Origin of the sequence: Candidatus Pelagibacter sp. (assembly GCF_052048095.1) — a bacterium.
Taxonomy (GTDB): domain Bacteria; phylum Pseudomonadota; class Alphaproteobacteria; order Pelagibacterales; family Pelagibacteraceae; genus Pelagibacter.
Window position 1 is genome coordinate 940506 of sequence record NZ_JBNAKG010000001.1, and the last position, 21191, is coordinate 961696.

20 protein-coding genes are annotated in these 21191 nt (G+C 28.5%); 11 read left to right on the forward strand and 9 right to left on the reverse strand.

The genetic code is table 11. The annotated features are described in order from the left end of the window. Positions 1-7 precede the first annotated feature (7 nt). The 4 genes from ACTT9P_RS04960 to ACTT9P_RS04975 are packed head-to-tail and all read left to right on the forward strand — an operon-like array spanning position 8 to position 5167. Positions 8-3013, forward strand: coding sequence for a sarcosine oxidase subunit alpha family protein (locus ACTT9P_RS04960; protein WP_440909586.1), 3006 nt, complete (start codon positions 8-10; stop codon positions 3011-3013). Further along, entirely contained in the window at positions 3006-3569 is a 564-nt protein-coding gene (locus tag ACTT9P_RS04965) for a sarcosine oxidase subunit gamma (protein WP_440909587.1), read from the forward strand. The genes ACTT9P_RS04960 and ACTT9P_RS04965 overlap by 8 nt, the downstream gene beginning before the upstream one ends. A 58-nt stretch (positions 3570-3627) precedes the next feature. Then, positions 3628-4395 (forward strand): transporter substrate-binding domain-containing protein, encoded by a 768-nt coding sequence (locus ACTT9P_RS04970; RefSeq protein WP_440909588.1) that lies wholly within the window; start codon positions 3628-3630, stop codon positions 4393-4395. A 40-nt stretch (positions 4396-4435) separates the two neighbouring features. Further along, the gene (locus tag ACTT9P_RS04975) at positions 4436-5167 is read left to right on the forward strand and encodes an amino acid ABC transporter permease (protein WP_440909589.1); all 732 of its coding nucleotides are present in this window, start codon (positions 4436-4438) and stop codon (positions 5165-5167) included. Here the strand turns inward: ACTT9P_RS04975 and ACTT9P_RS04980 are convergent. From ACTT9P_RS04980 to gatC, 7 genes are read right to left on the reverse strand one after another with little or no spacing between them, the layout of a single operon-like run. Beyond that, a complete protein-coding gene (locus ACTT9P_RS04980; protein WP_440909590.1) occupies positions 5164-5682 on the reverse strand; it encodes a thermonuclease family protein in 519 nt (172 codons plus the stop codon). The two genes, ACTT9P_RS04975 and ACTT9P_RS04980, sit on opposite strands and share 4 nt — an antisense overlap. Further along, positions 5645-7015, reverse strand: coding sequence for an MATE family efflux transporter (locus tag ACTT9P_RS04985; RefSeq protein ID WP_440909591.1), 1371 nt, complete (start codon positions 7013-7015; stop codon positions 5645-5647). The genes ACTT9P_RS04980 and ACTT9P_RS04985 overlap by 38 nt, the downstream gene beginning before the upstream one ends. Positions 7016-7023: 8 nt before the next feature. Beyond that, on the reverse strand, positions 7024-7932 hold the full coding sequence (gene trhO / locus ACTT9P_RS04990) for an oxygen-dependent tRNA uridine(34) hydroxylase TrhO (RefSeq protein ID WP_440909592.1): 909 nt from the start codon (positions 7930-7932) through the stop codon (positions 7024-7026). Beyond that, complete coding sequence (locus ACTT9P_RS04995) at positions 7932-8582, reverse strand: O-methyltransferase (protein WP_440909593.1); 651 nt, start codon at positions 8580-8582, stop codon at positions 7932-7934. Before ACTT9P_RS04995 ends, trhO begins: the two co-directional genes overlap by 1 nt. A 4-nt stretch (positions 8583-8586) precedes the next feature. Then, positions 8587-10062, reverse strand: a complete 1476-nt coding sequence (gatB, locus tag ACTT9P_RS05000; protein WP_440909594.1) for an Asp-tRNA(Asn)/Glu-tRNA(Gln) amidotransferase subunit GatB — start codon at positions 10060-10062, stop codon at positions 8587-8589. After that, complete coding sequence (gene gatA / locus ACTT9P_RS05005) at positions 10059-11516, reverse strand: Asp-tRNA(Asn)/Glu-tRNA(Gln) amidotransferase subunit GatA (RefSeq protein ID WP_440909595.1); 1458 nt, start codon at positions 11514-11516, stop codon at positions 10059-10061. The genes gatB and gatA overlap by 4 nt, the downstream gene beginning before the upstream one ends. After that, complete coding sequence (gatC, locus tag ACTT9P_RS05010) at positions 11516-11803, reverse strand: Asp-tRNA(Asn)/Glu-tRNA(Gln) amidotransferase subunit GatC (RefSeq protein WP_440909596.1); 288 nt, start codon at positions 11801-11803, stop codon at positions 11516-11518. Before gatC ends, gatA begins: the two co-directional genes overlap by 1 nt. A gap of 50 nt (positions 11804-11853) precedes the next feature. Here gatC and ruvX point away from each other — a divergent pair, with 50 nt between their 5' ends. The 6 genes from ruvX to ACTT9P_RS05040 are packed head-to-tail and all read left to right on the forward strand — an operon-like array spanning position 11854 to position 18234. Next, positions 11854-12309 carry a Holliday junction resolvase RuvX gene (gene ruvX / locus ACTT9P_RS05015; protein WP_440909597.1) on the forward strand — a complete coding sequence of 152 codons (456 nt, stop codon included), beginning with the start codon at positions 11854-11856 and terminating at the stop codon, positions 12307-12309. A 42-nt stretch (positions 12310-12351) separates the two neighbouring features. Further along, the gene (locus ACTT9P_RS05020) at positions 12352-13293 is read left to right on the forward strand and encodes an aspartate carbamoyltransferase catalytic subunit (RefSeq protein WP_440909598.1); all 942 of its coding nucleotides are present in this window, start codon (positions 12352-12354) and stop codon (positions 13291-13293) included. After that, entirely contained in the window at positions 13294-14580 is a 1287-nt protein-coding gene (gene pyrC / locus ACTT9P_RS05025; RefSeq protein ID WP_440909599.1) for a dihydroorotase, read from the forward strand. A 3-nt stretch (positions 14581-14583) separates the two neighbouring features. Beyond that, the gene (gene plsY, locus ACTT9P_RS05030) at positions 14584-15162 is read left to right on the forward strand and encodes a glycerol-3-phosphate 1-O-acyltransferase PlsY (protein WP_440909600.1); all 579 of its coding nucleotides are present in this window, start codon (positions 14584-14586) and stop codon (positions 15160-15162) included. A gap of 37 nt (positions 15163-15199) precedes the next feature. Continuing rightward, positions 15200-17773 carry a type I DNA topoisomerase gene (topA, locus tag ACTT9P_RS05035; protein ID WP_440909601.1) on the forward strand — a complete coding sequence of 858 codons (2574 nt, stop codon included), beginning with the start codon at positions 15200-15202 and terminating at the stop codon, positions 17771-17773. Continuing rightward, positions 17773-18234 carry a RidA family protein gene (locus tag ACTT9P_RS05040; RefSeq protein ID WP_440909602.1) on the forward strand — a complete coding sequence of 154 codons (462 nt, stop codon included), beginning with the start codon at positions 17773-17775 and terminating at the stop codon, positions 18232-18234. Before topA ends, ACTT9P_RS05040 begins: the two co-directional genes overlap by 1 nt. On the opposite strand, the gene ACTT9P_RS05045 is transcribed toward ACTT9P_RS05040, so the two are convergent. Further along, positions 18231-19529: a UDP-glucose dehydrogenase family protein gene (locus ACTT9P_RS05045; protein ID WP_440909603.1), complete on the reverse strand. Its 1299-nt coding sequence runs from the start codon at positions 19527-19529 to the stop codon at positions 18231-18233. The two genes, ACTT9P_RS05040 and ACTT9P_RS05045, sit on opposite strands and share 4 nt — an antisense overlap. Further along, a complete protein-coding gene (locus ACTT9P_RS05050; protein WP_440909604.1) occupies positions 19526-20341 on the reverse strand; it encodes a sugar phosphate nucleotidyltransferase in 816 nt (271 codons plus the stop codon). Before ACTT9P_RS05050 ends, ACTT9P_RS05045 begins: the two co-directional genes overlap by 4 nt. Positions 20342-20375: 34 nt before the next feature. Here ACTT9P_RS05050 and panC point away from each other — a divergent pair, with 34 nt between their 5' ends. Then, on the forward strand, positions 20376-21191 hold the full coding sequence (panC, locus tag ACTT9P_RS05055) for a pantoate--beta-alanine ligase (protein WP_440909605.1): 816 nt from the start codon (positions 20376-20378) through the stop codon (positions 21189-21191).

The following is a 21191-nucleotide window of genomic DNA, read 5'->3' on the forward strand; positions in this document are numbered from 1 at the left end:
AATATTTATGTCAAAAAATCTAAGAGTTAAATCTAGTTCATATATTGATGAAACAACAAGAATTTCATTTAAGTTTAACGGTAAAAAATTATTTGGTTTCAAAGGTGATACACTCGCATCAGCGTTACTTGCAAATGATATACATTTAGTTGCAAGAAGTTTCAAATATCATAGACCAAGAGGAATAATGACGTCAGGCTCAGAAGAACCTAATGCAATAGTCCAATTACATGATAATTCTTCAAGAACTGAACCTAATGTAAGAGCAACCGAGATTGAGCTTTACGAGGGGTTGGAAGCTTCTAGTCAAAATTGTTGGCCCAGTGTTAATTTTGATATAGGTGGAATTAATAATTTTTTATCCCCTCTTCTTCCAGCTGGTTTTTATTACAAAACTTTTATGTGGCCTGCTAGCTTTTGGGAAAAATATGAATATTTTATTCGTAAATCAGCTGGTCTTGGTAAGTCTCCAACTGAAGCAGATCCTGACATTTATGATCATAAATATGTTCACTGTGATGTTCTTGTAATTGGTGGAGGTATTTCAGGAATAATTGCTGCAAAGTCCGCTGCAAAAAATGGTTTAAAAACTTTAATTGTTGATGAAAAGCCAAATTTAGGTGGAACAACAATTTATCAAAATAATGATCATTTTAAAATAAATGACGAAAATTCTTCAAAGTGGTTACAGAACGAAATTGATACTTTAAAAAATTTCGAAAATTTAGAAGTAAAAACAAGAACTAGTGTTGCTGCATATCATGGTTACAATTTTGTTTTAGCAAGAGAAAATTTAACTGATCATATAGAAATCTCAAAAAGAGAAAACAAAGTAAGACAAAGATTACTAAAAATTAGAGCAAAGAAAGTTATTACAGCAACTGGTTCTATTGAAAGACCACTTATATTTAATAATAATGACAGACCTGGAATATTGCTTTCATCAGCAATTAAAAAATATGCTGATTTTTATGGAGTGAAAAGTGGTGAGGAAATTGTTTTATTCACTAATAATGATACTGCTTATGAAACTGCTCTTTCATTAAGTGATAAGGGTATCATGGTTAAAGCAATTGTGGATATAAGAGATGCTAATGAAAATAGATTAATAAAATCAATAAAAGATTTAAACATTAAAATTTATAATAACCATACTGTTGTAGATACAAAAGGTCATAAAAGAATTAATAAAGTTTCTATAATGGAACTGTCTAAGGACGGCACTACAGTTATTGGAAATAAAATAGATATTAATTGTGATTGTCTTGGAATGGCTGGTGGATGGACACCTGCGGTACATTTGTTTACACAATCTGGTGGAAAATTAAAATTTAGAGATAGCGATAATATATTTGTTCCTAACCTTTATAGCTCTGACCAAGTCAGTATTGGAGCTTGTAATGGTGATTTTGAATTGAGCGATATACTTTCTGTATTACCTGATCAGATAAATAAGTTTCTTGGTATTAATGAGGAAAGTTTTAAAAGTGTCCAAGTTATTTGTTCGAAGGATAATAACTATAGAAATATATGGTTGTTACCATCTGATAAAATTTTAGGAAAAACGAAACCTTTTGTAGACTATCAAAATGATGCTACAGCAAAAGATATAAAATTAGCTTTAAGAGAAGGATTTAGATCTATTGAACATGTAAAAAGATATACAACAACTGGTATGGGTACTGATCAAGGTAAACTTGGAAATATGCATGCGCTTGGAATAATTGCAGAAACAGCAAAAGTTCAAATGGGAGAATTAGGAACAACTACTTTTAGACCACCTTATACTCCATTAACATTTGGAACAATTGTTGGAAGAAATGTTGGTGAATATTTTGATATCTTTAGAAAAACACCAATGCATGATTGGCATGTTGAACACCAAGCTGAATTTGAAAATGTAGGACAATGGAAAAGAGCTTGGTATTATCCTAAGAACAATGAAGATATGCATCAAGCTGTACAAAGAGAAAGTAAAGCTGCAAGAGAAAGTGCTGGTATTTTAGATGCTTCCACATTAGGTAAAATTGATATTCAAGGAACAGATGCTTCGGAATTTTTAAATCGTGTCTATACAAATGCATGGTCTAAACTTGGAATTGGAAAATGTAGATATGGCTTGATGCTAAATGAAGATGGTATGGTATACGACGATGGAGTTACAACTCGTCTAGGAGAAAATCATTACATCATGACTACAACAACGGGTGGCGCTGCAACTGTTCTTGGTAAGTTAGAAGATTATCTACAAACTGAATGGCCAGAACTTGATGTTTATCTTACTTCAGTTACTGATCATTATGCAACAGCAAGTGTTTGTGGACCAAACAGTAAAAAAATTCTTTCAAAATTAATTCCGGATTTAGATTTATCAGATGAAAATTTCCCGCATATGTCATTTAAAGATGCAACTATTGGAAAGATAAAATGCAGAGTTATGAGAATTAGTTTTACTGGTGAGCATAGCTATGAAATCAATGTTCAGGCAAATTATGGAAAGTCTATTTGGGAAAAATGCATGGAAGCTGGGAATGAATTTAATATTACTCCTTATGGAACAGAAACAATGCATTTATTAAGAGCTGAAAAGGGATTTATAATTGTTGGTCAAGACACAGATGCAACGATGACACCTATCGATTTACAAATGGATTGGATAGTCAGTAAGAAAAAATATGATTTTATTGGAAAAAGATCGTTATACAGATCGGATACAATAAGAGAAGATAGAAAACAATTAGTTGGTCTTTTAACAGAAAATCCTAACGAAATTTTAGAAGAAGGTGCTCAAATTGTTGCTGAAACTAACAAACAACCTGTAGAAATGTTAGGACATGTTACTTCGAGTTATTTCAGCCCTAATCTTAATAAATCAATAGCACTTGGAGTTGTTAGAGGTGGAAAAAACATGTTGGGTCAAAAATTATTTGTGCCAATGGAAAATAAAATAATCAATGTGACTGTTGCTGATCCAGTTTTTTTAGATAAAGAAAATAAAAAGTTAAATGCTTAGTTATAACAATCCCATAAAAGAAACAAAAGAATATTCTGGTTTAAAAATTCAAGAATTAAAACCAATAATGAAACTTAATTTAAGAGGAAAAAAAAGAGAATTTTTGTCTGCGGTTGGAAAATCTCTCAATATGCTTTTGCCTACAGAAAGCAATACATCAACCTCGAGTGAAAACTATACGGCGCTTTGGCTAAGTCCAGATGAGTGGATGCTATATTCAAATAATGAAATGAATGAAAATGACAATAGTTATGAAGTTGAAAATGAACTTATCAATAATGTAAGTAAAGTTAATTTAGGAGCAATAATTGATGTAACAGATCATTTTGTGCTTCTTAAATTAAGTGGAGACAAAATTTATGATTTATTTTCAACAGGTTCACCATTTAATTTTAATGATTTTCAAAACAAGAACGGTGCTGTAACACAAACATTATTAGCTAAAATAGATGTTATTGTTCACAATATAGATAAAAAAAATGTAAATCTATTTGTACGAAGATCTTTCTCTGAACATCTTTTCTCTTGGATTAATGATAGTGCGTCAAGATTGTAAGCTTTAGCGGCAAGTTTACATTAATAATTCTAATTAAATTGGTTATCATACACTTATTATGAAAAAAATATTATCTATAGTACTTTTTGTACTAATCTCTTTATCTGCAAATGCGGAATCAAATTTAAATAAAATTCTTTCTTCAGGAGAATTAAGAGTTGGAACTACAGGAGACTGGGACCCAATGACTGTAAAAGATCCAGCAACTAATAAATACAAAGGTTTTGATATTGATGTAATGAACGAATTAGCAAAAGATATGGGTGTTAAAGTTAAATTTGTTCCAGCTGAGTGGAAAACTATAGTTTCTGGAATAACATCAAATAGATATGATATTTCAACAAGTGTAACAAAAACACCTAAAAGAGCTGAAGTTGCAGGTTTTACAGAGACTTATTATAAATATGGGACTGTACCTCTAGTTCTTAAAAAAAATCTAAACAAATTTTCAACTTGGGATTCACTAAATAATGAAAGTGTTACAATAGCTACAACTCTAGGAACATCTCAGGAAGAAAAAGCAAAAGAGTTTTTTCCAAAATCTAATCTGAATTCTGTAGAAGCTCCTGCAAGAGATTTTCAAGAAGTTTTAGCTGGCAGAGCTGATGGTAACATAACAAGTTCAACAGAAGCAAATAAGCTTGTTATCAAATATCCTCAATTAGCAATAGTTCCTGATGGAGAAAAAAATCCAGCATTTTTAGCTATGATGGTTTCTAAAGGTGACGATGAATGGAGAAACTACGTAAACAACTGGATTAATAAAAAAAAATCATCTGGTTTTTTTACAAAGTTATTAGCTAAATATAATTTGAAAAGTTTATAATCAATTAGTAATTAATTATTAATAATTTATAACTTTAAGAGTGAAAAATCTTTTTTTTTTACTTTTAATTTTATCTCTAGCTTCATGTAGTAAGAGTGAACTGAATTGGTTGGTTCTATCACCTAATAATTTAGAAGGATTAACAAATTTAAAATTTTTATTAAGCGGTTTAACTACAACTATTTTTATTTCTGTAGTTTCAATAATCATTTCAATTATTCTAGGATTAGTTGTTGCAATACCCTCATTAGCAAAAAATAAGTTTCTTACTTATATTAATATTGGTTATGTTGAGATTGTAAGAGCTATTCCACTTTTGGTTTTAATTTTATGGATATATTATGGATTGCCAATAATGACTGGGATAAGTTTTAGTCCATTTGTCTCTGGAATTATTGCTTTATCAATAAGTGAAAGTGCTTTTCAAGCTGAGATATTTAGAGCTGGTATAAATTCAATTAAAAAAGCACAGTGGGAAGCAGGTAGTTCTCTTGGGTTGAATTTTTTTAGAAAATTAAGATTAGTTATCTTACCACAAGCTATTAAAAATATTTTACCTGCAATTGGAAATCAATTCGTCTATGTGTTGAAGATGTCATCATTAGTTTCAATTATTGGAATTGGGGATTTAACAAGAAAAGCAAATGAACTTGTGGTTACCACCTATAGACCACTAGAAATTTACACTTTCTTAATTTTTGAATACCTAATTTTAATACTAATTGTTTCTTATTTTGTCAGAAAATTAGAGAAAAAATTAAAAACTGATTAGTTTTTATTTTTTTTTCTCCACTCCCATGGATTTATAAAAGATCCTTGCCAAATACCTAATTTATTTTTTTTAGCTTGATTTTCTTGAGCTACAAATTTTTTTGAATATTTTAAATAAGCTACTGCATATCCATTTTTTACCATCCATGAATTTATATTTAAATTTTTATAAAAACATTCGCCTATAAATCTTCCATATCTATCTTTATTTGAAATTAAGCACGAAATTTTTTTGTTAGAAATTTTATCTCTTAGTTTCTTTGTTGAGATAACACCACAATTATATTTTTTATATAGACTGTAAAAGGAAAAAGAAATAAATGGTTTTTTACAACTTTGCTTTACTTCTGGCGCATCAATTCCAAATAATCTAATTTTATTTCCATTTATCTTGATGGTATCCCCATCGGTAACTGATGGTACTCCTTCAATTTTTTCTATTGAACTTGCTTTTGTTAAAAGCAAAAAAATAAAGAAACTAAAAACTAAAAAGTTTTTTATTTTGTTTAAAAACATTGTTCAAAAAATACCCAATAAAAATTAATACAGCAAAACCCATTATCCAATTAGTAGCCAAAATAGTATAGAAAATATCTTCATAGTTTCCGCCTCTAATATTAATAACATACCACAAACATAAAAAAGGAAATGCTGTTAATCGTAAAATACTCAAATATAAACTGTAAATCGGTTTTTTGACTGCTTGAAAGACCGCTGTAGTTATAAAGAAAACCGGATAGATTGGACCAATTAATGCAGCTACTTGTAAATAAATAATACCATGTTTAATTGCTTCCTCATTGTCAGTAAATAAAGAAACTAAATATTCTGCACCAAAAAAAATAACTAAACCTGCGCAAATCATAAAAGACGATCCAAAAAATAAGGCTTTTTTATATAATTCTCGTATACGATCAAATTTTTTTGCACCAAAATTTTGTCCACCTATTGATAGGACAGCTGTATTCAGTCCAATAACTGGCAATAAAAAAACTTGTTCAATTCTTAAAGCTGCTCCATAACCAGCAGCTGCAAGTTCGCCAAATTGTCCAATAAAATATAATACGTTAAAAATACCAACACCAATAAACAACATGCTAAACATAATTGGCAGTGATTGTTCTAACAATTCTTTAAGAAGTTTTAAATTAGGAACAAAACATTCAATTTTAAGAAATTCTCTTAATTTACAAGAATTAACTTTATAAGCTAAATATAAAGTTCCAATTGTTTGAGAAATTACTGTTGCGATTGCTAAACCTGCAATTCCAAAACCAGGAATAAAAGCATATCCCCAAATAAATAGAGGATTTAAGAATATATTAAGAAAGAAACTAAATATTAAAACATTTCTATAACTCTTTGTATCACCTTGAGCATTAAGAGTTCCATTGAGAGATATTTGTATCAAAACAATAAATGTTCCATAAAAAATTATATCCAAATATTCTCTAGTAAGAATTATACTTTGTTGATCTGAACCCATTACAGATAACAAAAAATTTGAGGAATTTAGACCAAACAAAGTTACTATCACTGATACGATAACAGCGAAAATTACTGATTGTGCAACTAATAAAGAAGCCTTCCTAATTTTTTTTTCTCCTAAAAGATTTCCAATGCAAGCATTCGTTGCAGCGCCTATACCAACTCCAACTGCAATAATCACAAAATAAATAGGAAATGATTTTGCTATTGCACCAATTGCTTCAGCTGATATTTTTCCTGCAAACCAAGTATCAACAAGATTATAAAAAGTTTGAAATAAAGATCCTGTACTTGCTGGTATAGTAACTTTTCTAAGTAATTCCCATATAGGGTCCTTAGTAAGTTTGATTGATTTAGACAAATAATCCCCTATTTAAATTCTTTCTGAAATAAATAATTTTTTCCTGATTTTTTTGCTCTATATATCTGACTTTGTCTCATTCTAAAACGTGATTTTTGAGAAGTTGTTAATTTATCAAAACAATTTGGGCAAGATACTCCCTCTTCATATTTCTTTGATTTTTTATCCTTATTTGATATTGGCATTCTACATCCACTACACATTGAGTGTGTACCTATCTTTAAACCATGTTTTAAACTTATTCTGTTATCGAAAACAAAACATTCGCCTTTCCATAAACTTTGATCCTTTTTAATTTTTTTAAGGTAATTCAAAATTCCTCCATTTAATTGAAAAATGTTCTTAAATCCTTTTTTTTGTAAATAAACAGAAGTTTTTTCACATCTAATACCACCAGTACAAAACATTGCGACTGGTTTATCTTTTTTAAGTTTATTAAGATACTTAGGAAAATCTCTAAAATTAGTTACGTCGGGATTTACTGCTTTTTTAAAAGTTCCAACTTTATATTCAAATGGTTTTCTAGTATCAATTATATGAGTATCTTTGTTTTTAATCAGCTTATTCCAATCCTTTGGCTCTAAATGCGTTTTCAAATTTCTTTCTTTCGAATTTAATTTTAAATTCATAGGAACAATTTCATCTTTTATTTTAACTTTTGGTTTATGAAACGGTTGAAAATCTGAATTAGACTCATTGAAATTATCAAATTTTTTAAAAGAGAATAAAGATTTGATTTTTTTTTTTGTTTTTTCAATGTTTGATACTCTGCCAGATATAGTGCCATTAAGACCTTCTTTGGCTATAATAATAGTTCCTCTAATATTTTTATTATTGAAAAATGTAGTTAAAATCTCTTTATTCTTTTTTAAAGATTTAACTTTAATAAATTTATAAAATCCAAAAACTTTAAACATTATAGTACTCTACAAACAGTCATTCCATCACCTAATGGAAAAATTATTTGCTCTACTCTATGATCATCTGAAACAAACTTATTAAATTCTCTTATATTCACAGTGAATTTGTCATTATTTTTTTCATCTACTACTTCTCCATGCCACAAAACATTATCAATAATTATTAATCCACCTTTTCTTGTTAGATGTAATGAATTTTCATAATATCTTTTATAATTCATTTTATCTGCATCAATAAATACCATATCAAATTTTTCATTCTTTAATTCTTCAAGACTATCAATCGCAGGTTTTATAATAGTCTTAATTTTATGATCTTGATTAGCTTTTTTAAAAAAATCAACAGCAACTTTGTTTGTCTCCTCATTTTTATCAAGAGCAATTAATTTACCATCGTTAGGTAATGCAAGAGAAATGGAGAGAGCACTTAGACCGGTAAACGTTCCAATTTCAAGAACACTTTTAATATTTGCAACTTTGATTATCAAATGAAGAAAATAACACTGCGTAGGATCAATCTGCATCCTTTTTATTTCTCCTAAAGTTTTATTATAATCAATTATCTCTTGTTGGATTGGATTTAATTCAAAACTAAAATCTTTAATATAGCTTTGTAATTTTTCTGTAATTTCTAGGTTTGCACCCATTTTATTAAAGTTTTTTCTTTAATATTTCATTTATCAATTGAGGATTAGCTTTACCACCTGAAGCTTTCATTGCTTGACCAACAAAAAAACCAAATAATTTTTCTTTACCGTTTTTATATTCAATTGCCTTTTCTCTGTTGTCATTAATTATTTTATCAATCAATGCTTCTAATGCTTTTGGATCACTTTGTTGTTTTAAACCTTTTTCTTCAACAATTTTTTGAGGATCTTGGTCACCATCAATCATAAATTCGAAAATTGTCTTTGCAATTTTACCTGAAATCGTTCCATTTTTTATTAAGTTTACCAAAATAGATAAATTTTTAGCACTCACAGGACTTTGTGAAATTTCTAAATTTCTATCATTCAAAACTGCAAATAATTCTCCAGTAATCCAATTAACTGCTAATTTGATATTCTTATTTTTACCCATTTTAGTTACAACTTCTTCAAAATATTTTGAAGTTTCAATATCAGAAACAAGAATAGTTGCTTCGTACGGAGATAGTTTAAATTCATCAATAAATCTTTTCTTTTTATCATCTGGTAACTCTGGGATATCTTTTTTGATGTTATCAATAAATTCCTGAGAAACTTCTAATGGTAGCAAATCTGGATCAGGAAAATATCTGTAATCATGAGCATCTTCTTTTGATCTCATAGATCTTGTTTCATTTTTTTTTGTATCAAATAATCTTGTTTCTTGATCAATTGATTGACCTTCTTCGATTAAATCAACTTGTCTATTTGCTTCATATTCAATAGCCATCTGCATAAATTTAATTGAATTTACATTTTTAATTTCACACCTAGTACCAAATTCTTTTGCACCTTTTGGTCTAACTGAAACATTTACATCAGCTCTCAAAGAGCCCTCTTGCATGTTACCATCACAAGTGCCTAGATATCTCATAATTGATCTTAATTTTTTAATATAAGCATTAACTTCATCAGGTGATCTTAAATCAGGTTTACTTACAATTTCCATTAAAGCTACACCAGATCTATTTAAATCTACAAATGTATTTTGAGGATCAAGATCGTGTATACTTTTACCAGCATCTTGCTCTAGATGTAATCTTTCAATACCAATTTCTTTTTGTCCATCAGGTAAATCTAAAATTACTTTTCCTTCACCTACAATTGGATCTTTAAATTGGGAGATTTGATATCCTTGAGGTAAATCAGCATAAAAATAATTTTTTCTGTCAAAGACTGAACGTTTATTAATTTTTGCGTTTAATCCAATTCCAGTTTTTATTGCTTGCTTTACACAAAATTCATTTATCACTGGTAACATTCCAGGAAAAGCTGCATCAACTAAACTTACTTGAGTATTAGGTTCGGCTCCAAATTTAGTTGCAGAAGAAGAAAAAAGTTTTGATTCTGAAGTTACTTGTGCGTGGACTTCTAACCCTATTATAACTTCATACTGATTATCCTTTCTGTTGATTAAATATTCGCCTTTGTTTTTACTCATTTAATCCACCAATCAGTTATATTATTTTTAAAACCAATTTTTTCTTCCATGGCATATGCAATGTTTAATATATTTTGTTCATCAAATGCTTTACCGATAATTTGTAATCCTAATGGATAACCTTTTGCATCATGTCCAGCTGGAATAGATATACCAGGTAATCCAGCTAAATTAACTGGAACAGTGAATATGTCATTTAAATACATAGAAACTGGATCATCTTTTTTTTCACCAATTTTAAAAGCTGAACTTGGTGTAGATGGAGTTAATATTGCATCTACTTGTTTATAAGCTTCATCAAAATCATTTTTAATTAATTTTCTTACCTTTTGAGCTTTAAGATAATAAGCATCATAATATCCTGAAGATAAAACATATGTTCCAATCATAATACGTCTTTGAACTTCTGCTCCAAAACCTTCAGATCTAGTTTTTTCATACATATCAATTAAATTTTTACCTTCGGCTCTAAAGCCATATTTGACTCCATCGTATCTAGCCAAATTTGATGAGGCTTCTGCAGGTGCAACAATGTAATAAGTTGGCAAAGCATAACTTGTATGTGGTAAAGAAATATCAACGACCTCTGCCCCACAATCTTTAATGTGATCAATTCCTTTTTGCCATAAATCTTCTATTTCTTTTGGCATTCCTTCAACTCTGTATTCTTTAGGTATTCCAATTTTTTTTCCTTTAATATTCTTAGTGAGTTCTTGGAGATAATTATTTCTTTTAAAATTAATAGAGGTTGAATCTTTTTTATCAAAAGTACTAATAACTTCATGTAACAAAGCACAGTCCTCAACGTTTTGAGACATTGGACCAGCTTGATCTAATGATGATGCAAAAGCAACAATTCCATATCGAGAACAGCTACCATAAGTAGGTTTTAGTCCAACAGTTCCTGTAAATGATGCTGGTTGTCTTATAGATCCACCAGTATCTGTGCCAATAGTGATTGGAGTTAATTGTGCAGCTACAGCAGATGCTGAACCACCCGAAGAACCGCCTGGTACTAAATTTTCGTCAATTGGGTTCTGTACATTGCCGTAATAACTTGTCTCATTTGATGATCCCATTGCAAATTCATCACAATTTAATTTGCCTAATAATATGCCTCCCGCATTCCATAAATTATCTGTAACTGTAGACTCGTATGTTGGAGTAAAACTTTGTAATATTTTACTTCCAGCGGTTGTTTTAACATTTTTGGTACAAAATAAATCTTTTACAGCTATTGGGATACCAGGTAGTTTTAAATCAAGATTTGGTTTTTCATCAAATTGTTTTGCTTTTGTTAAAGCATTTTCAAAATCTGTAGTAATATAAGCATTAAGTGTTTTTGATTTTTCAGATCTTTCTATAAAAGCTTTAGTTACTTCTGTTGAAGAAACTTTTTTTTCTTTAATACTTTTGCATAATTTTACTAATGATTGACTTGTTAATTCTGACATTACTCAACTACCTTAGGTACTACAAAAAAATCTTTGTTATCTTTGGGTGAATTTTTAATTATTTCTTCTTTAATATTTTCACTTTTTACTTCGTCTCCTCTTAATCGAAGAGTAGTTTCAGCAACAGAAGTCAAAGGCATGACATCATCTGTTTTTAATTCATTTAATTTTTCTATAAACTTAAAAATAGAATTCAAGTCATTAGCAAGTTTTTCAGCTTTTGTTTCATCTACAGATATTCTTGATAATTTAGATATATGCTTTATTGTTTTAAGGTCTATTGTCATATGAAAATTAAATACGTCGCAAACTATCACCTAACATAAAAATTTACAACATGATCACACTAGATGAGTTTAAAAAAAATAACCCAAAAAAATGTAGATTAATTGGATTAGATTTAGGGTCTAAAAGAATTGGGGTAGCAATTTGTGATGAAAATTGGTCTATCGCAACTCCATTTAAAACAATACAGAAAACTAGTAATGAAAATCTTATTAAAGACTTAAAACATATAGTTTTAGAAAATAATATTAAGGGTATCATAATTGGAAATCCCATAAATATGGATGGTTCTTTAGGTAGATCTGCTCAATCTGTCAAAGATGTTTCAACAAATATAAATAAATTAATAGATATACCTGTTTGCTTGTGGGATGAAAGGTTATCTACAGTAGGAGCTTTTAATTTATCAAGTCAATTAGATATTAATGTAAGTAAAAGAGAGAAAAATATTGATCAAAATGCAGCTGCATTTATTTTGCAAGGAGCCATTGATTATTTAAGTAATTAATACTTGCTATATAGGCATTTAATAGTTATAGAGTTGGTTTTAATGGCAACTAAAATCAATAAAGCTATTAAAATTTCTCAAAAACATTTATTAGGAATTCAAGATCTATCTATAAACGATGTGCTACTTATTTTAGATGAGGCACAAGATTTTATAAAATTAAATAGAAGTAAAAATAAAAAGATTGATATTCTACGAGGAAAAACGCAAATCAATCTATTTTTTGAACCTTCAACAAGAACACAAAGTTCATTTGAACTAGCGGGTAAAAGATTGGGTGCTGACGTTATGTCAATGAACATTGGTAATTCAGCAATAAAAAAGGGAGAAACTCTTATTGATACTGCAATGACCTTAAACGCCATGCATCCAGATATTATTGTTATAAGACATCAAGATTCTGGAGCATGTAATCTTTTATCTCAAAAAGTTAATTGTGCAGTATTAAATGCAGGAGATGGAAGAAGAGAGCACCCTACTCAAGCTCTTTTAGATGCTCTTACAATAATAGATAGAAAGAAAAAGATCGAAGGTTTAAAAATTGCAATTTGTGGAGATATACTTCATTCAAGAGTTGCGAGATCAAACATTTATCTTCTAAATATGTTAGGTGCGGAAGTTAATATTATTGCTCCAACAAATTTAATGCCAAAAGAAATAAGTAAATTTGGTGTAAATCCTTTTACCGATATGAAAAAAGGATTAAAGGACTGTGACATAGTAATGATGCTTAGACTGCAAAATGAAAGAATGACTAGTTCATTTCTTGCCTCAAACAGAGAATATTATGAATATTATGGATTAACTCCTGATAAATTAGATTGTGCAAAAGATGATGCTTTAATTATGCATCCTGGACCAATGAATAGAGGAATTGAAATAGACACAAAGTTAGCAGATGATATTAATAAAAGTGTAATTAAAGAACAGGTAGAATTGGGTGTAGCTGTCAGAATGGCGTGTCTTAAATTATTTTGTGAATAGATGAAAAAAAAATATTTTATAAACGCAAACATAATTGATCCAAAAAATTCAATTAATGAAAATGGAGGATTGATTATTGATGAAGAAGGAAAGATAGAAGCAGTAGGTAAAAAAGTTAATACTAACAATTTACCTTCTAGAGAAAAACCTATTGATTTAAAAGGAAAATACATATTTCCAGGATTAGTAGATATGAGAGTATTTGTTGGTGAGCCAGGATATGAATATAAAGAAAATTTTAGAACACTAAGTGAAGCTGCTCTTGCAGGTGGTGTCACGTCTGTTGTAACAATGCCAAATACCGATCCTGTAATTGATGATGTTTCAATTGTAGATTTTTTAAAAAGAAGAGGAAGAGATAAATCTAAAATAAATATATTCCCATGTGCATCTTTAACCGAAAACCTAGATGGAAAAAATATGACAGAATTTGGCTTACTCCAAAATAAAGGAATTATTGCTTTTACTGACGGATTAAGAACGATTCAAAATACTAGATTGATGATGCGAATTATGAATTCCGCTTATGATCTCAACAGTCTAATTTTACAACATGTAGAAGATTATGAATTGTCTAAAAACGGAATGATGAACTCTGGTATAATCGCCACTAAACTAGGTTTATCTGGAATACCAGCTGTGGCTGAAAAAATTATTATTGAAAGAGATCTAACTTTATTAGAAAATATTAAGTGCAGATATCATATTTCTCAGTTATCGTCTTCAAAATCAGTGCAAACAATTAAAGAGAGAAAAGATAAAGTTAAATTTACATGTGGAGTTTCAATTAATAATTTATCTTTAAATGAAAATGACATAGGAGATTTTAGAACTTTTTTAAAATTATCACCTCCTCTAAGGACTGAGGAAGACAGAATTTCATTAGTTCAAGCAGTAAAAGATGAATTAATTGATGTAATAGTTTCAGATCATAAACCTGAAGATGAAGAGTCCAAAAGATTAACTTTTAGTCAAGCAGCGACTGGTGCTTCCGGAATTGAAACATTATTATCTCTAAGTTTAGAATTATATCACAATGGTTCTGTCAAGTTAGAAACGATAATTAAAGCACTCACATCAAACCCTGCGAAAATTTTAAAAATTGATAAAGGTAATTTATCAATTGGTAACGATGCGGATTTTTGTATAGTAGATATTGATAAACCTTGGATTGTAAAAAAAGAAAATTTGGTTTCAAAATCAAAAAATACAGCCATAGAAGATAAAAAACTTCAAGGAAAAGTAACTAATACATTTGTAAAAGGTTTGGAATTATTTAAATTATAATTAATGGATTTAGTTTTAATTGGAATAGTATCGTATTTATTTGGGTCAATACCTTTTGGTTTGATATTAACTAAGTTTTTTTTAAAAAAAGATATCAGAGAAATAGGATCAGGAAATATTGGGGCCACTAATGCTCTTAGATCAGGTAATAAACTAATTGGTTATTTGACTTTAATCTTAGATATAACAAAAGCAGTCTTACCTGTATTGTTTGTTAAAATAAATTATCCAGAATTAATATATTTATCAGCCTTATGTTCTTTCCTTGGTCATGTTTTTCCAATTTGGTTAAAATTTAAAGGAGGTAAAGGAGTTGCTACTTACTTAGGTATTTTGTTTGTAATAAATCTATCCTATGGCGTTATTTTTATAACTATTTGGATATTCATTTTTATTTTGTCAAAATATTCATCCTTATCTTCAATTTTAGCAACTTCATCAGTTCCAATTTTTTTACTCATAAGTAAAAATTTTTCTGAAGTAATTTTCTTTATTATAATGTTTGTATTAATTTTTTATACTCATAGAGAAAATATAAAACGCCTTAAAAACAAAGAAGAAAAAGAGACAAAAATTTATTAAATTGACTAAAAAACTCTTTTATGTAGTTTGTTAAATTATGAATCTCGTAATTGTAGAAAGTCCTGCAAAAGCAAAAACAATTAATAAATACTTAGGTGATAATTATACTGTTTTAGCAAGTTATGGTCACATAAGAGATTTGCCTTCAAAAAATGGCTCGGTTGATCCTGAGCAAAATTTCAGAATGGAATGGGAAGTAGATAGTTTTTCAAAGAAATATTTAAAAGAAATTACTGATGTTGCAAGAGAATCTTCTAAAATTATTCTTGCTACAGACCCTGATCGTGAAGGTGAAGCAATAGCCTGGCATGTAAAAGAATATTTAAATGATAAAAAATTATTAAAAGATAAAGAAATTGAAAGAGTTGTATTTAACGAGATTACAAAAAAAGCTGTAATACATGGTATTGAAAATCCAAGACAAATAGAACCATTGCTTGTTGATGCTTACATGGCACGAAGGGCCTTAGACTATTTAGTTGGATTTAATATATCTCCAATTCTTTGGACAAAATTACCGGGTTCTAAATCAGCTGGTCGTGTTCAATCTGTTGCACTTAAATTGATAACGGAAAGAGAACATGAAATTGAGTCTTTTAACCCTGAGGAATTTTGGACATTAAGTGTAAAATTCAATGATGATAAAAATAACTCTATAACTTCAAGTATTTCTCAACTTAATGGAAATAAAATAGAAAAATTTTCTTTTAAAAATAAAAATGAAATTAATAAAGCAATTGAAGATATAAAAGAAAAAAAATTTTCAATTACTGATATCTCTAGTAAAATTATAAGCAGAAATCCATCGGGTCCATTCACAACCTCTACATTACAACAAACTGCATCAAGTAGACTTGGATTTGGTGCTTCAAGAACAATGCAAATTGCTCAAAAACTTTATCAAGGTATTGAAATTGAAGGTGAAACTGTAGGGTTAATTACATATATGAGAACAGATGGAACAAATCTTTCTGTAGATGCTATTAATTCATTTAGAGATTATATAAAGAATGATTTAGGGGCAGAATATTTACCTGAAAAACCTTTGAATTATTCTGGTAAAAAAGCTAAAAATGCTCAAGAGGCCCATGAAGCAATAAGACCCACAGAAATAACAAGAACACCATCAGCAATAAAGAAATATTTAAGTACTGACCAAATAAAATTGTATGATTTGATTTGGAGTAGAGCTTTATCCTCACAGATGGAGTCTGCTAAATTTGATAGAAACACTATAACAATTAGTTCTGAAGATGGTGCAACAATATGTAAGGCAAGCGGTTCAGTTCTAAAATTTGATGGTTTTATTAAGATATATAGCTCCCTATCAAAAGATGATAACGAAGATACATTACCTCAAATGTCAAAGGGTCTTGTAAACATTGAAGCTTTAATTGATGAACAACACTTCACGCAACCACCGCCAAGATATTCTGAGGCTAGTCTTGTTAAAAAATTAGAAGAGTTAGGTATTGGTAGACCATCCACTTATGCGAGTATAATTTCAACTATTGCAAACAGAGGTTATGCTGAAATAACAAATAAAAGATTTTTTCCAACTGACAGAGGAAAATTGATATCGGCTTTCCTGCAAAAGTTGTTTTCAAAATATGTTGATTATAATTTTACAGCCGGTTTAGAAGATCAATTAGATGACATTACGTCTGGTAAAGAAACCTGGATAAAAGTTTTAGAAATGTTTTGGAAAGATTTTAATAATAATGTTTCTCAAGTAAAAGAAAAGAGAACAAGAGAAGTTTTAGATCTTTTGAATGAAAGCCTTGGTGAATTAATTTTTGAAAAAAATAATGAAGGAAAAATAGATAGAAGTTGTAAATTATGCAATGAAGGAACATTAAGTTTAAAAAATAGCTTCAGAGGTGGAGCGTTTATTGGTTGCTCAAATTATCCTGAATGTAAATTTACAAGACCATTATCAAAAGCTAAAGCAGCTGCTCAAGCACAATTAGCTGAACCCAAATTTATAGGTAAACATGATAATGGTAATGATATTTACCTAAAAAATGGAAGATTTGGACCTTATTTACAATATGAAATAAATGCAGAAGATATTGAAGAACAAAAAACTAAAAAAAGAAAAACTAAAAAAAAGAAAGATGAAAATGAAAATTTAAAAAATGTCTCTATACCAAAAGGTATTGAATTAAATGATGTTGACTTAGATAAAGCTAAATTTTTATGTTCATTACCCAAAAATTTAGGAGTAAATCCAGATAATCAAAAAGATATATTGTTAAATACTGGCCGATATGGACCATATTTGAAATGTGATAATAAATCGGCAAGAATTGAAAATATAGATGAGATTTTTTCTATAGGATTAAATAGAGCTATAACATTAATAGCTGAAGCTAAACCAGGTAGAATGTCATCTTCAATTATAAAAGATTTAGGGGAACACCCTGAAGATAAAAAGCCAGTCAGAATAATGAAAGGTCAATACGGGCCTTATATCAAATACAAATCATTAAATGCAACTATCCCAGAGGAAAAAGATCCGGCAGAATTAACTATGGAAGAAGCATTAATATTAATTGAGAAAAGAAAAGAGTACGATAAAACAAAGAAGTCAAAAAAAAGGAAAAAATAATGAACTTTGATGAAAAAATTAAAGAATTAAAATTAAATTTACCAAAAGCAGCAGATCCTGTTGGATCATATATAGCGGCAAAAAAAGTAAATAAGCTACTTTATATATCTGGACAAATCTCAATTTCAGAAAATGGTGAACTTATAAAAGGTAAACTAGGGTCTGAACTAGATGTTGATGCTGGCTATAAAGCAGCTGAGAGATGTGCTTTAAGTATAATTGCGCAAGCAAAAAAAGCATGTGGTGAAGATCTTTCAAAAATCAAATCCTGCGTAAAATTAACTGGCTTTGTAAATTCCACTAACGACTTTACAGATCAACCGAAAGTTATAAATGGTGCATCTGATTTAATAGCTAATGTTTTTGGTGACGCTGGAATGCACACTAGAGCGGCTGTAAGTACAAATAGTTTACCACTAGGTGTTGCAGTTGAAGTTGATGCTATTTTTGAATTAAATTAACGTCCAATACCAAAATAATTTATTCCCTGTTCTTTCATTTTTTCAGGGGAGTAAATATTTCTCATGTCGTAAACTGTTAATTTTTTGTTTTTAGACAATTTTTTAAAATTGATTGATTTAAAATCATTCCATTCAGTGTGAATAATTGTTAAATGAGAATCTTTAATTGATGCATTAATATCTTTGATAAACTTTACATTTTTTAAGTTTTGAAATTCTTTTTTTTCACCAGTTGGATCGTAATACGCAATTTTTGCACCTTTTCTTGTAAGTAAAGGTATCATGGAAAGACTCGAGGAGTCTCTCATATCGTCTGTATTTGCTTTAAATGTAACACCCAGAAAAAGAATTTTTTTATTTTTAATCTTTCCCTTCAGAATATCATGTACTCTATTCATTAATAAGGATGATCTTTTTTCGTTTGATTTTATTACACTTTTTATAACTGAAAGATTTGTTTTATATTTATCTGCTGTAGTTGTGATTGCCTTTGTATCTTTAGGAAAACAAGAACCACCATAAGCTGGTCCTGCTCTTAAAAAACGGCCACCTATTCTTTTATCTAGACCTATTCCAATAGATATATCTTCAACATTAACATTTATTTTCTCACAAAGATTAGCAATTTCGTTTATAAAAGTAATTTTTGTAGCTAGGAAAGCATTAGATGCGTATTTAATCAATTCGGCAGCTCTTCTTGATGTATGGATGTAATTAGCTCCCTTAGAAATTAAAGGGCTATACAAATTCTTCATTATTTGATTGGATTTTTTACTATCTGTTCCAATTACAATTCTATCTGGAAATGCAAAATCTCTAATGGCCTCACCTTCTCTTAAAAATTCAGGATTAGAAACAACTGAAAAATTCTTTTTTTTTATTTTTTTTGTTAATATTTTTTCAATTTCATCTCCAGTTGTAACCGGTACTGTAGATTTTGTAATAATAATCTTAAATTTATTTATTGATGATGAGATTTCTTTTGCAACATTATATATTTGACTTAAGTCTGCTCCACTCCCTCCTTTTTTGGTGGGTGTACCAACGCATATAAAAATAATATCTGATTTTTTTACTGATTCTTTTAAATCAGTTGAAAAAGATAGTCTTTTATTTTTGTAATTTTTTAAAACTAATTCTTCTAGGCCTGGCTCATAAATTGGAATTATACCTTTTTTTAAACTATCAATTTTTTTTTTATCTTTATCGACACAAATAACATTATTTCCCAAATCTGAAAAACACACTCCACTTACAAGACCAACGTAACCAGTTCCTATCATACAAAGATTCATAATTTTGAAATTTCCAAAGTTGAGTTGATGTATCCATTCATCGTACCACAATCAAGATATTTACCTTTAAAATTATGAGCAACAAATAAATCACCTTTTTTGATCAAATTTTGAATTGCATCTGTTATATGTATTTCGCCACCTTTTCCAGGTCTTAGTTTCTTAATTTCGCTAAATATATTTTTTGGCAAAATATACCTTCCTATAACTGCTTTATTTGAGGGTGCATTTTTAATAGAAGGTTTTTCAATTACATTTTCAATAACAGAGTCATTTTTAGTTAATTTCTTTGATAGTTTGTATATACCCCATCTAGATACTGTTTTTTTATTTACGCTCATACTAGCCATAACTGATGATTTAAATTTTCTGTGAATTTTTATCATAGATTTTGAGCAATTATTTTTAATTATCAAATCATCTGGTAACAACATTAAAAAATGACTACCACTAATATATTTCTTTGTTTTCATAACAGCATCACCTGTTCCTAATGGCTTATTTTGATATACAAATTTAATCATTTTTTTGTATTTTAAAATTTTCTCATACTCTTTTTTAATTCTAGGATCTTTTTTTTTTTTTAAAATTTTTTTATAAAAAACATCATTATAGAAATAATCTCTAATCATTTTTTTTTTATCAGAAATAATAAAAATAATTTCTTTTACACCAGCATCAATACATTCATCCAGAATATACTCAACACCTGGTTTACCATTTATTGGTAATAATTCTTTTGCAAAAACACTTGTTAATGGAAGTAGTCTTGTACCAAGACCCGCTAAAGGAATTATTGCTTGTTTAATCATTTAAATAATTTACTTATAAAATAATCTTTAAAAAATGAAAGTTTTATTAAACAATAATGATCTTATTAATGTAATTAAAGACATCAAAAATATAGGCTTTGTTCCAACAATGGGCAGTCTTCATAAAGGACATGAGAGCTTAATCAAAGAGAGTCAAAAAAAAACAAAAAATACAATAGTAAGTATATTTGTTAATCCTAAGCAATTTAATGATAAAAAAGATTTTGCAAGATATCCGAAAAATCAAAAAAAAGACTTGGCAATACTTAAAAAATTAAAAGTTGATTACGTTTTTATACCATCTGTAGAAGATATTTATCCTAAAAAATCAAAGAATAAAAATTTTAGTATTGATAAAAATTTAAATATTTTATGTGCAAAATATAGAAAAGGACATTTCGAGGGTGTTCTAGAAGTTATGAATAGACTTACTTATTTGATTAAACCTAATAAAATATTTATGGGTGAGAAAGATTTTCAACAATTCTATTTAGTGAAAATGTTGTTAGAAAAAAGATATTCTACTAAAATTATTTTATGTAAAACAATTAGAAATAGCAAAGGGCTTGCTTTATCTAGTCGAAACAAACTTCTTTCCAAAAAACAAATTAATATTGCTGAGAAAATAGTAAAAACTCTTAAAATACTTAAAATTAAACTAAAAAGATCAGATCAAATCGAAAAAAAACTAACAATTGAAAAAAAAATATTAGAAAAAAAATTTAATTTTAAAATTCAATATTTAGAACTGAGAAATAAAAAAAATTTTAAAAAAACTAATAAACTAAAAAACTCTAAATTATTTGTAGCGTTTTTTTTAAAAAAAATAAGATTAATTGATAATTTTTAG

Coding starts and splice junctions, on each gene's coding strand:
- ACTT9P_RS04960 (WP_440909586.1), top strand. CDS start 8: ATGTCAAAAAATCTAAGAGTTAAATCTAGTTCATATATTGATGAAACA.
- ACTT9P_RS04965 (WP_440909587.1), top strand. CDS start 3,006: ATGCTTAGTTATAACAATCCCATAAAAGAAACAAAAGAATATTCTGGT.
- ACTT9P_RS04970 (WP_440909588.1), top strand. CDS start 3,628: ATGAAAAAAATATTATCTATAGTACTTTTTGTACTAATCTCTTTATCT.
- ACTT9P_RS04980 (WP_440909590.1), bottom strand. CDS start 5,682: ATGTTTTTAAACAAAATAAAAAACTTTTTAGTTTTTAGTTTCTTTATT.
- trhO (WP_440909592.1), bottom strand. CDS start 7,932: ATGTTTAAAGTTTTTGGATTTTATAAATTTATTAAAGTTAAATCTTTA.
- ACTT9P_RS04995 (WP_440909593.1), bottom strand. CDS start 8,582: ATGGGTGCAAACCTAGAAATTACAGAAAAATTACAAAGCTATATTAAA.
- gatB (WP_440909594.1), bottom strand. CDS start 10,062: ATGAGTAAAAACAAAGGCGAATATTTAATCAACAGAAAGGATAATCAG.
- gatA (WP_440909595.1), bottom strand. CDS start 11,516: ATGTCAGAATTAACAAGTCAATCATTAGTAAAATTATGCAAAAGTATT.
- gatC (WP_440909596.1), bottom strand. CDS start 11,803: ATGACAATAGACCTTAAAACAATAAAGCATATATCTAAATTATCAAGA.
- ruvX (WP_440909597.1), top strand. CDS start 11,854: ATGATCACACTAGATGAGTTTAAAAAAAATAACCCAAAAAAATGTAGA.
- ACTT9P_RS05020 (WP_440909598.1), top strand. CDS start 12,352: ATGGCAACTAAAATCAATAAAGCTATTAAAATTTCTCAAAAACATTTA.
- pyrC (WP_440909599.1), top strand. CDS start 13,294: ATGAAAAAAAAATATTTTATAAACGCAAACATAATTGATCCAAAAAAT.
- plsY (WP_440909600.1), top strand. CDS start 14,584: ATGGATTTAGTTTTAATTGGAATAGTATCGTATTTATTTGGGTCAATA.
- topA (WP_440909601.1), top strand. CDS start 15,200: ATGAATCTCGTAATTGTAGAAAGTCCTGCAAAAGCAAAAACAATTAAT.
- ACTT9P_RS05040 (WP_440909602.1), top strand. CDS start 17,773: ATGAACTTTGATGAAAAAATTAAAGAATTAAAATTAAATTTACCAAAA.
- ACTT9P_RS05045 (WP_440909603.1), bottom strand. CDS start 19,529: ATGAATCTTTGTATGATAGGAACTGGTTACGTTGGTCTTGTAAGTGGA.
- ACTT9P_RS05050 (WP_440909604.1), bottom strand. CDS start 20,341: ATGATTAAACAAGCAATAATTCCTTTAGCGGGTCTTGGTACAAGACTA.
- panC (WP_440909605.1), top strand. CDS start 20,376: ATGAAAGTTTTATTAAACAATAATGATCTTATTAATGTAATTAAAGAC.